General features: G+C 76.5%; 7 protein-coding genes and 1 pseudogene. 7 read left to right on the plus strand and 1 reads right to left on the minus strand.

Going from position 1 to position 11,252, the window contains the following annotated elements:
* The 7 genes from infB to AB0N76_RS37750 form a co-directional block, all read left to right on the plus strand.
* Nucleotides 1–2,790 (plus strand): translation initiation factor IF-2 (infB, locus tag AB0N76_RS37720; RefSeq protein WP_363565309.1); only part of this gene is annotated, 2,790 nt, incomplete at its 5' end.
* Nucleotides 2,791–2,922: 132 nt separating this feature from the next.
* Nucleotides 2,923–3,219 (plus strand): DUF503 domain-containing protein, encoded by a 297-nt coding sequence (locus AB0N76_RS37725; protein ID WP_363565311.1) that lies wholly within the window; start codon nucleotides 2,923–2,925, stop codon nucleotides 3,217–3,219.
* Nucleotides 3,220–3,373: 154 nt separating this feature from the next.
* Nucleotides 3,374–3,817 carry a 30S ribosome-binding factor RbfA gene (gene rbfA, locus AB0N76_RS37730; protein ID WP_030311387.1) on the plus strand — a complete coding sequence of 148 codons (444 nt, stop codon included), beginning with the start codon at nucleotides 3,374–3,376 and terminating at the stop codon, nucleotides 3,815–3,817.
* A gap of 2 nt (nucleotides 3,818–3,819) precedes the next feature.
* Complete coding sequence (locus AB0N76_RS37735) at nucleotides 3,820–4,938, plus strand: DHH family phosphoesterase (protein ID WP_363565313.1); 1,119 nt, start codon at nucleotides 3,820–3,822, stop codon at nucleotides 4,936–4,938.
* Nucleotides 4,939–4,973: 35 nt separating this feature from the next.
* Nucleotides 4,974–5,903, plus strand: a complete 930-nt coding sequence (truB, locus tag AB0N76_RS37740; protein WP_363565315.1) for a tRNA pseudouridine(55) synthase TruB — start codon at nucleotides 4,974–4,976, stop codon at nucleotides 5,901–5,903.
* 322 nt (nucleotides 5,904–6,225) lie between these two features.
* On the plus strand, nucleotides 6,226–9,975 hold the full coding sequence (locus tag AB0N76_RS37745) for a S1C family serine protease (RefSeq protein WP_363565317.1): 3,750 nt from the start codon (nucleotides 6,226–6,228) through the stop codon (nucleotides 9,973–9,975).
* A gap of 66 nt (nucleotides 9,976–10,041) precedes the next feature.
* Nucleotides 10,042–10,986 carry a bifunctional riboflavin kinase/FAD synthetase gene (locus AB0N76_RS37750; protein WP_363565319.1) on the plus strand — a complete coding sequence of 315 codons (945 nt, stop codon included), beginning with the start codon at nucleotides 10,042–10,044 and terminating at the stop codon, nucleotides 10,984–10,986.
* Between the two features lie 61 nt (nucleotides 10,987–11,047).
* On the opposite strand, the pseudogene AB0N76_RS37755 reads toward AB0N76_RS37750, so the two are convergent.
* Nucleotides 11,048–11,252 (minus strand): annotated as a pseudogene (locus tag AB0N76_RS37755) (hypothetical protein); the annotation flags it as partial.

Here is an 11,252-nt window from a genome sequence, read left to right on the forward strand (position 1 = left end):
GGCCCGCGCCCGGCGGCCCGCCCCGCCGCTGCCGCGGCTCCGGCCGCTCCGGCGGCCGAGTTCTCCTCGCCGGCCCCCGTGTCCGGTGAGACCCAGGCTCCGCGTCCGGCGGGCCAGACCCAGCGTCCGGCCGGCCCCGCCGCCGGCGGTGCCGCCGGCGCCGGTGCCCGTCCGGGCCCGCGTCCGGCCGGCCCGCGTCCGGGCAACAACCCGTTCACCTCGGGCAGCGCGACCGGCATGGCCCGCCCCGGCGACCGCCGTCCGGCCGCGCCTGGTGCGCGTCCGGCCGCCGCGGGTGCCCCGGGCGGCGACCGTCCGCGCCCCGGTGGCGACCGTCCGCGTCCGGGTGGCCAGGGTGCCCCCGGTGGCGACCGTCCCCGTCCGGGTGGCGACCGTCCGCGTCCGGGCGGCCAGGGTGCTCCGGGTGCCGGTGCTCCCCGTCCGGGTGGCGCTCCGCGTCCGGGCGGCGACCGTCCGCGTCCCGGTGCTCCGGGTGGCGCTCCGGGTGCCGGTGCTCCGCGTCCCGACGGCATGCCGCGTCCGGCCGGCCCGCGTCCGACCCCGTCGGGCATGCCGCGTCCGAACCCGGGCATGATGCCCCAGCGTCCGGCCGGTCCGGGCCCGCGTCCCGGCCCGGGTGGCCGTGGTCCGGGTGGCCCCGGTGGCCGTCCGGGTGGTCCGGGTGCCGGTGGCGCCCGTCCGGGCTTCCAGGGCCGTCCGGCCGGTCCGGGTTCGCGCCCGGCCGGCAGCGGCTTCGGCGGTCCCCGTCCCGGTGGCGGTGCCCCCGGTGGCGGCGGCGGCTTCGGCCCGCGTCCCGGCGGCTTCGGCGGCCGTCCCGGCGGCCCGGCCGGCCGTGGTGGCACGCAGGGTGCGTTCGGCCGTGGCCCCGGTGGCCGTCCGGCCCGTGGTCGCAAGTCGAAGCGGGCGAAGCGCCAGGAGTACGAGGCCATGCAGGCCCCGTCCGTCGGCGGTGTGATGCTGCCTCGCGGCAACGGCCAGACCGTTCGCCTGTCGAGCGGCGCCTCGCTGATGGACTTCGCGGAGAAGATCAACGCCAACCCGGCCGCGCTCGTCTCCGTCATGTTCAACCTGGGTGAGATGGTCACCGCGACGCAGTCGGTCTCCGACGCGACGCTGCAGCTGCTGGCCGACGAGATGGGCTTCCAGCTCGAGATCGTCAGCCGGGACGACGAGGACCGCGAGCTGCTGGAGTCGTTCGACATCGACTTCGGCGCCAACGAGGGCGACGAGGACCAGCTGGCCCCGCGCCCGCCGGTCGTCACCGTCATGGGTCACGTCGACCACGGTAAGACCCGCCTGCTGGACGCCATCCGCAAGTCCAACGTGGTGGCCGGCGAGGCCGGTGGCATCACCCAGCACATCGGTGCCTACCAGGTGGCGACGATGGTGAACGGCGAAGAGCGCCCGATCACCTTCCTCGACACCCCGGGTCACGAGGCGTTCTCCGCCATGCGTGCCCGTGGTGCCAAGTCCACCGACATCGCGATCCTGGTGGTCGCGGCCAACGACGGTGTCATGCCGCAGACGGTCGAGGCGCTGAACCACGCCAAGGCCGCGGGTGTGCCGATCGTGGTCGCCGTCAACAAGATCGACGTCGAGGGCGCCGACCCGACCAAGGTCCGCGGTCAGCTGACCGAGTTCGGTCTGGTGGCCGAGGAGTACGGCGGCGACACCATGTTCGTCGACATCTCCGCGCGCCAGGGTCTCAACATCGACCAGCTGCTGGAGGCCGTGGTCCTCACCGCGGACGCCTCGCTCGACCTGCGGGCCAACCCGGAGCAGGACGCGCAGGGTATCGCCATCGAGGCCCACCTCGACAAGGGCCGCGGCGCCATGGCGACCGTGCTCGTGCAGCGCGGTACCCTCCGCGTCGGCGACTCGATCGTGGTCGGCGACGCCTACGGCCGCGTCCGCGCGATGCTGGACGAGAACGGCAACAGCCTCGCCGAGGCCGGCCCGTCCCGCCCGGTGCTGCTGCTCGGTCTGACCTCGGTGCCCCGCGCCGGCGACAGCTTCATCGTCGTCGACGAGGACCGCACCGCCCGCCAGATCGCCGAGAAGCGCTCGGCCCGCGACCGCAACGCCGCCTTCGCGCAGCGTCGGGTCCGGGTGTCCCTGGAGGACCTGGACAAGGCCATCGCCGCCGGCTCCATCGAGCAGCTCAACCTCATCATCAAGGGTGACGTCTCCGGTTCGGTCGAGGCCCTCGAGGACGCCCTCGTCAAGCTGGACGTGGGCGAGGAGGTCGAGCTCCGGGTCCTGCACCGCGGTGTGGGTGCCATCACCGAGTCCGACGTGGACCTGGCGATGGGCTCGGACGCCATCATCATCGGCTTCAACGTGCGCGCGGAGGGTCGTGCGCGCGCCGCGGCCGACAAGGAAGGCGTGGACGTCCGGTACTACTCGGTCATCTACCAGGCGATCGAGGAGATCGAGAACGCCCTCAAGGGCATGCTCAAGCCGGAGTACGAGGAGGTGCGCCTCGGCTCCGCGGAGATCCGCGAGGTCTTCCGCTCCTCCAAGTTCGGCAACATCGCGGGTGTCATCGTCCGCGAGGGCCTGCTGCGCCGCAACGCCAAGGCCCGCCTCATCCGCGACGGCAAGGTCGTGGCGGAGAGCCTCACCATCGAGGGTCTGCGCCGCTTCAAGGACGACGCGACCGAGGTCCGCGAGGGCTTCGAGGCCGGTGTGACCCTGGGGTCGTTCAACGACATCAAGGTCGAGGACATCATCGAGACCTACGAGATGCGCGAGAAGCCGCGCGCCTAGTCGGTTCCGTCCGGGGCCGGTCGACGGGTGGTATTTCCGTCGACCGGCCCCGGTCTCGCTGTGTAGGGTCCGGGGAGCGGTCCTGTTCGGGGCCGCTCCCCGAGGCCTTCAGGTCGGCGAGACCTGCCATACATGTTCGTGGGAACACTCACCTTCGACCTGCTGCTGGGCGACGTCCACTCGCTCAAGGAGAAGCGGTCGATCGTGCGGCCCATCGTGGCCGAACTGCAGCGCAAGTACAGCGTGTGCGCTGCCGAGACCGGGAACCAGGATCTGCACCGCCGGGCCGAGATCGGCCTCGCGGTGGTGTCCGGCGAAGCCGGGTACGTCACCGAGATCCTGGACAGCTGTGAGCGGTTGGTCGCCGGCCGCCCCGAGGTGCAGCTGCTCTCCGCCAGGAGGCGCCACCACAACGACGACGACGAATGAGGACCGTGGGGCCCGGCGGCGCGAGTCGCCGTTCTCACACGGATCAGGACCGAGAGCGCCCACAAGGCTGGGCGCGGGCCGGTACTTTGGGGCAGGGGCCCCGACGGGCGCGCAGCACCGCCCGAGTACCCGGCCCACTGCACGAGGAGGCAACGTGACCGACACCGCAAGGGCGCGCAAGCTCGCCGACCGCATCCAGGTGGTCGTCGCCCAGACCCTGGAGCGGCGGATCAAGGACCCCCGTCTGGGGTTCGTGACCATCACCGACGCACGGGTGACCGGTGACCTGCGCGAGGCCACCGTCTTCTACACCGTCTTCGGCGACGACACCGAGCGCGAGGCCACGGCCGCCGCGCTGGAGAGCGCCAAGGGCGTGCTCCGCTCCGAGGTCGGCAAGCAGACCGGGGTGCGCTTCACCCCGACGCTGACCTTCGTCGCGGACGCCCTGCCGGAGAACGCCCGGAACATCGACGACCTGCTCGACCGGGCCCGGGCCATCGACGCGGCGGTGCGCACCACCGCCGCCGGCGCGGCCTACGCGGGCGACGCGGACCCGTACAAGGTTCCGGCGTCCGAGCGTGACGACGAGGACGAGTAGTCATGGCGGGTGAGCCGGCGGCGGCCGGTTCGGCAGCCGGCGGCAGCGCGGCCGGCAGCACGACCACGGGGGCGTCCTCCACCGAGACGGTGGAGGGTGCCCTCGCGGTGCTTCCGGGGCCGCGGGCCGAGGAGAGCGGGTTCGAGCTGGTCTGGCAGCAGGTCGTCGCGGAGATCGGACGGGCCCGCGCCATCGACCTGATCTGCCACATCTGCCCGGACGGCGACGCGCTCGGCTCCGCGCTGGCGGCCGCGCTGGCCCTGCGCGGGCTCGGCAAGGAGGTCCGGGTCTCCTTCGGCGACGACCCGCAGATCGTCCCCGAGTCGCTGGCCTTCCTGCCCGGGCAGGAGCTGATCGTGCCGGCCGGCGAGGTGCCCGACACCCCCGAGCTGGTGCTCTGCTTCGACGTGGCCGCGGAGAGCCGGCTCGGCCTGCTGCACGCCAAGGCCTTCGCCGCGCCGGTGCTGGTGGTCCTCGACCACCACGCCTCCAATCCCGGCTTCGGCACCCACCAGCTGATCGACCCCGGCGCCCCGGCCACCGCCGTCCTGGTGGACGAGCTGCTGCGCCGGCTCGGCGTCGAACTCGACCAGGACCTGGCCACCTGCCTCTACACCGGGGTCGCCACCGACACCGGCTCGTTCAAGTACCGGGCCACCACGCCCGCGACCCACGAACTCGCCGGGCGGCTGCTGGCCACCGGCATCCGGCACGACCTGATCTCCCGGCAGCTGTGGGACACCTCGTCCTTCGGCTACCTCAAGGTGCTGGCCGGCGCGCTCGACCGGGCCGTCTACGAGCCGGACGCGGCCGACGGGCTCGGCCTGGTGTGGACCTGGGTGCCGTACCAGGACCTCGTACTGTTCAGCGTGACCGTCGAGGAGATCGAGGGCCTGATCGACATCCTGCGCCGCCCGGCCGAGGCCGAGGTGGCGCTGGTGCTCAAACAGGACCCGGACGGCACGCTGCGCGGCTCCTCCCGCTCCAAGGGCGCGGTGGACGTCGCGGCCGCCTGCACCGCGCTCGGCGGGGGCGGGCACACCTTCGCGGCCGGGTTCTCCACCCGGGAGGACGTCGCCGCGGTGGTGCAGCGGTTCCGGGCCGCCCTGCGGCCCGTGTAGTTGATCACTTTCAGGGCTTTGACAGAAAGAACTTGATGAAGCGCAAAGGCACCGGTCCGGACGGCCTGGTGATCGTGGACAAGCCGGAGGGCATCACCTCGCACGGGGTGGTCGCCAAGCTGCGGTGGCTGGCCGGGACGCGGAAGGTCGGCCACGCCGGCACCCTCGACCCGATGGCCACCGGCGTGCTGGTGATCGGCGTCGAACGGGCCACCCGGCTGCTCGGCCACCTGATGCTCACCGCCAAGACCTACGAGGCGACCATCCGGCTCGGCCAGACCACCGTCACCGACGACCGGGAGGGCGACATCACCGCCTCGACCCCGGCCGACGCGGTCGGCCGGGAGGCCATCGACGCCGGGATCGCCGCGCTCACCGGCGAGATCATGCAGGTGCCGTCCAAGGTCAGCGCGATCAAGATCGACGGCAAGCGCTCGTACGCGCGGGTCCGCGAGGGCGAGGACTTCGAGATCGCCGCCCGGCCGACCACCATCCACTCCTTCACCGTGCACGACCAGCGGGCCGCGGTCGCCGAGGACGGCACGCCCGTCATCGACCTGGACGTCACCGTGGAGTGCTCCTCCGGCACCTACATCCGGGCGCTCGCCCGGGACCTCGGCGCCGGGCTCGGCGTCGGCGGCCACCTCACCGCGCTGCGGCGCACCAAGGTCGGCCCGTACGGGGTGGAGTCGGCCCGGACCCTGGAGCAGCTGGAGGCCTCGGTCACCGGCGACTCCGCCACGGGGCTGCAGGTGCTGCCGATCGGCGAGGCCGCCGCGGCCGCCTTCCCGCGCTGGGACCTCGACGCCGACCAGGCGAAGCAGCTGTCGCACGGCGCCCGGCTGAAGGCGCCCGGGATGGGCGTGGACGGGCCGATCGCGGTGTACGGGCCGGACGGCACCTTCCTCGCGCTGGTGGAGGAGAAGGGCGGCCAGGCCCGGCCGGTCGCCGTCTTCGTCGGCTGACCCGTTTCGTCGGCTGACCCGCGGCCCCTCGCGGGGAAGTTCACCCGGACGTGGGAGCGCACGAGGTGAACGACGGTCGTGAACGGCGCGGGCGCGGTCGGTCCGCGCCCGCGCCGGGCAGGCTCCCCGGCGGCGAGCAGGTCGCCGCGACGCGTCCACTCCCGGGCCGCCCGGCCCTGCGGGGAGGGCTGCGCGCATGCCGGGACTGCTGGGCTTCCTGGGCTTTCCGGAGGCAACACCGGGGGGCCGCTCGGAGCACCCTTCGGCAGGACTGCCGGAGGGTGCTCCGGGGGCTGCTTCGGAGGGTGCCCCGGGCGGGGGGATGGACGGGGCCGCGGGGGACGCGGGCCGCCGACTGCTGCGGATCCACGACCGGGACGGGCGCCCGCGCGGGCTCGGCTTCGTGGTCGACCCGGAGGGCACCGTCCTCACCGCCCACGAGGCGGTCGCCGGCCTCGACCGGATCGTCCTGCACCTCTTCGGCGGACAGACCCGGGTCCTCGGACCGGACCACGTCCGGCCGCTCCCCGGGCACGGGCTGGCCCTGCTGCGCACCGAACCGCTCGGCGGGCTGCCGGTGCCGCCGCTGCCGATCGCGGCCGCGCCGGAGGCCGGGGGCGGCGGCGTGCTGCTGGTGCCCGTCCCGGTCCGCGGCGAGGGGGCCGCCGACACCCGGACGGTGCTGCTGCGGTGCACCCTCGCGGCGAACCCGGGGGCCGGGTGCCCGCAGGCCGACCGCCGTCACCCGATCGGCGGCGTCCTGCTGCTCGACGTTCCATCGGCGGGTGACGCCGCGGCGATGCCGGCCGGGGCGCCCGTCCTGGACGCCGCCACCGGCGCGGTGGTCGCCGTGGTCGCCCCCGGCCTGCGGGCCCCGGGCCGGCCGGGGCCGCCGACCGCCGTCCCGGCGGCGGGGGCCGGGGTGAGGGAGCCGGAACTGGCCGAGGCGCTGGCCCGCAACGCGGCCGGCGTCCCGGCGTACGGGGGCGCGCTCAACCTGGCCGGGGTGCTCCGGCTGTCCGCCGCCCAGCTCGCCGCCGCCGGCGCGGGCCCCGACCGGGTGGCCGCCCTCGCGGCCGACCGGGTGGACCGCCCGGACGGGCTGGCCGAGTGGGGCGAATGGCTGGCCACCACCCCGGCGGTGGCCGGCGGTGGGGCGGCTGCGGAGTGGGCGGAGGGTGCTCTGTCCGGCGTCGGGGGTGTGCGGGGCGACGGGGGTGGTCGTTCGGCGTACCTCGGCGACGCGGCTGCGGGGTGGGCGGGTGAGGGGCTGCCTGGTTTCGGTGGCGGGGGTGGGCCGTCGGCCTCGGGGCGCGGGGGTGGTGGTCCGGCGTACCTCGGCGACGTGCGGGGGCCGTCGGCTGCGTCCGGTGGTGGGCTGGCCACCACCCCGGCGGTGGCCGGGGATCCCGGGTGGGCGGCCGGGGTGTCGGGCGGGGCGTGGGCCGGGGGCACGGGGTGGGTGGCGGCTGCCGGGGTGGTCGCGCTGGTGGGGGAGCCCGGGTCGGGGCGGAGTACCGAGCTGGCGGCCGTCGCCGTCCGGCGCGGTGGCGGGGAGCGCCCGCAGCCCACGCTCTGGCTGCGCGGCGCCGATCTGCGCCCCGGGGACGCCTCGCTCGCGGCCGCCGTGGAGTGCGCGCTCACCTCGGCGGCGGAGGCCCTGGACGCCCCGGTGCCGGCCGGACCGGGGAGCGCGGCGGCGGTGGAGCTCTGCGCGGCGGCCGGGCGGCCGCTGCTGGTGGTGCTGGACGGGCCCGAGGAGGCGCCCGTCCCACTCGACGCCGACTGGCTGCGGTCGGCCGCGCACTGGCTGGCGGCGGCCGGTGCGCGGCTGCTGATCGCCTGCGGCCCGGAGGCCTGGGAGCGGCTGGCGCCCGGCGGCGCGGAGGGCGAGTTCCTGGTGCCGATCGGCCGGCCGGCCCTGCGGCAGGGCGCCGTCCGGGTGGCCGTCCGCCGGCTCGGGCCGCTGCCCGCCGAGGCGGCGGACCGGGTGCGGCGGCGCTACGGCCTGCCGCCGGGGTGGCCGGCGGGGGCGGACGCCCGGCACCCGTTGGCGGTCCGGCTGGCGGGGGAGCTGTGGGCCGAGGGGCTGCGCGGGGAGCCGGTGCGCCGGGGCGAGCTGTTCGCCGCCCACCTCGATCTGCGCTGTCTGCGGGTGGCCCAGCGGCTCGCCGAGGACGGCCGCCCGCGTCGGCCGGGCGCCCACCGCCGGGGGTCGGTCCGTCCGGCCGGGGCGGGGACCGGTCGGGTGCGGCGGACGGCGGCGGCGGTGGCCGGGCGGGTGCACGAGGCGGCCCGGCGGATGCTCGGCGCCGAGCGGGGCGGGCTGGACCGGGCGGCGTTCGAGGAGCTGTTCCCGGTGGCGGGCGGGTGGGCGGCGGCCGTCCTGGCGGAGGGGCTGTTCGTCCCGGCCGGGCCGGGCTACCGCTTCGCGCACGGCGAGTTCGCGGACTGGTTGCAGGGCCTGCACCTGGATCTGGAGGCCGCGCTGCGGCTGCTGCTCGGCGAGGCCGAGGACACGCCCCCCGCGCCCGCCGACGGTCCGGCCGGGGCCGGGGCGGCCGGGGCGGTCCGGACCGTGCCGCGCCACCGGGTCGGCCCGGTGGCGGCCGCGCTCCGGCGGATCGCCGAGACCTGGGGCGCGACCGCGCTGGACCCCTGGCTGCACCGGATCTGGCGGGCGCTGGACCTGCGCCCGCCGGGCAGCGAACCCGCCTGGTGGGCGGGCCGGTTGCTCACCGCGGGCCTGGCGGCCAGTCCGGACCTCGCCGAACACCGGGCGCTGCTGGAGCAGTTGGCCGAGCGGATCGTCGAACGGTCGGCCGCCGCGGGCGGGTTCGAGCGGCTGCCGGCGGTGGGCCCGGGCCGGTTCGGACCGGCCTTCTGGTCCGGCCTCGGTCTGCCGCTGGAGCGCGAACTCGCCCTGTACCGGCGGCTGGTGGCCGCCGACGGCCCGGACCGGCCGTTCCTCGCGGCGGTGGCCGGGCGGCTGCGGGCCGACCCGGCGGTGGTGCTGCCGCTGCTCTGCGGCTGGTTCGACGATCCGCGCGGCCTGCCCGGCCGCCCCGGGGTCACCGTGGCCGATCTGGTGCACGACCTGCTGTCCGCCCACCGGTCGCTGGCGCTGGACGAGTTGACCGAGGCGCTGGCCGCGGCCGCGCACCCGCGGGCGGACGCGCTGCTGACCGTGCTGGCCGCCGAGGAGCCGTCGGCGCTGTGCCGGGCGGTGGACCGCTGGAGCCACGATCCGCGGCCGGAGCGGCACGTGGCGGCGGCCGTGCACGCGCTGCGGGTCGCCCCGTACGCGCGCGGCGCCGGGGCCGAGCTGCTGCGGTTCGCCGCGCTGGCGCTGCTGGCCCGGGAGGACGAGCCGGCCCTGCACGGCGCCGCGCTGGCCCTGCTGGTCGGGGACGAGCGGAGCCGGGCCGCCCACCTGCCGGCGGCGCTGGCCGCGTACCGGCGCGGGGAGGACCGCTTCCTGACCGCGCGGGCGCTGGCCCCGGCGCTGGAGAGCGATCCGGAGCCGGTGCTCGCCGCGCTCGCCGACCGGCTGGCCGCTCCGAGTGCCCCGGGCGGCCAGGCCGGCCCGCTGGGCGCGCCGGTCGCCGGGACGCTGCGGGTGCTGGCCGACGCCCGGGCGCCGCTGGCGGTCCGCCGGGGTGCCGAACTGGCGGCCCGGCTGCTGCGCGAGCACCCGGAGCTGGCCGGCCCGGTCGCCGTCGACTACCTGGGCCGCCGGCTGGCGACCGGCGCGGTGGACGGCGCGGCGGCCCGGCTGGAGCTGCGGGTGCTGCTGAGCGGCGCGCTGGCGGCCCGGTCGGTGGCGGTCCGCCGGCCGTTCGCCGAGGTGCTGTGCCGGGCGGTGCCCGATCCGGTGGCGGACGCGCTGCGCGGCGCGCTGCTGGACTCCCTGCTGGCCGCCGAGACCGACCCGGAGGTGCTGGGCGCGTGCCTGACGATTCCCGCCGGGCGGGCGGCGTACCGGGGCCCGGCCGTCGGGGCCCGGCCGCGGGTGGTGCACCCAACCTGCCTTCCGGTGCCGAACTCGGGACAGGCGCATGGCACGCTATAGGGGTTCGGGTTTTGAGCGTTTGAGCGTACAGAAGGTACGCGCCGTACGGAACAAGGAGCGGTCAGGGTGCAGCGCTGGCGTGGCCTGGAGGAGATCCCCGGTGACTGGGGACGCAGCGTCGTCACCATCGGCTCGTTCGACGGGGTGCACCGCGGACACCAGCTGATCATCAACCGGGCGGTGGAGCGCGCCCGCGAGCGGGGCGTCCGCTCGGTCGTGGTGACCTTCGACCCGCACCCGAGCGAGGTCGTCCGGCCGGGCAGCCACCCGCCGCTGCTGGCGCCGCAGCCGCGCCGCGCGGAGCTGATCGAGGCGCTCGGCGTGGACGCCGTCCTGGTGCTGCCGTTCACCACCGAGTTCTCCAAGGAGTCGCCGGAGGAGTTCTTCCGGCAGGTGCTGGTGGACGCGCTGCACGCCTGCCTGGTGGTCGAGGGGCCGAACTTCCGCTTCGGCCACCGGGCGGCCGGGGACGTCGCGCTGCTGGCCGAGCTGGGCCGGGCCGCCGACTGCGGCGTCGAGGTGGTCGACCTCCAGGTGCGCGGCAACGCCGGGGACGGCGAGCCGTTCTCCTCGACGCTGACCCGCCGGCTGGTCGCGGCCGGCGACCTGGCCGGGGCCAACGAGGTGCTGGGCCGCCCGCACCGGGTGGAGGGCGTGGTGGTGCGCGGCGCGCAGCGCGGCCGCGAGCTGGGCTACCCGACCGCCAACGTGGAGACCGTGCCGCACAGCGCGATCCCGGCCGACGGGGTGTACGCGGGCTGGCTGACGGCCGACGGCGAGCGGATGCCGGCGGCGATCTCGGTGGGGACCAACCCGACCTTCGACGGCACCGCGCGGACGGTCGAGGCGTACGCCATCGACCGGGTCGGGCTGGACCTCTACGGGCTGCACGTGGCGGTGGAGTTCCTCACCTACCTGCGCGGGATGGAGAAGTTCGACTCGATCGAGGCGCTGCTGGTGCGGATGGCCGAGGACGTGAAGCGGGCGCGCGAGCTGACCGAGGTCGGCTGACGCCGCGGGAGTACGGGAAGGGCCCGCCGACTGGAGTCGGTGGGCCCTTCCGCGTCCGCCGCTACTGCTGCGGGGCCGGGGGCGGCGGCGGGTAGCCGTACCCGGCGGGCGGCTGCGTGCCGTCGCCGGGCTGGGGGTAGCCGTAGCCGTCGGCCGGCGGGGCGGGCGGCTGCTGCCAGCCCGGGGCGGGGGCCGGGGGCTGGGGAGCGGGTCCGGCACGGGGACCCGGCCACGGCCGGGCGCGGGGGCGGGGCCTCGTCGGCGGG

It is taken from the genome of Kitasatospora sp. NPDC093806, from assembly GCF_040683335.1.
Taxonomy (GTDB): Bacteria; Actinomycetota; Actinomycetes; order Streptomycetales; family Streptomycetaceae; genus Kitasatospora.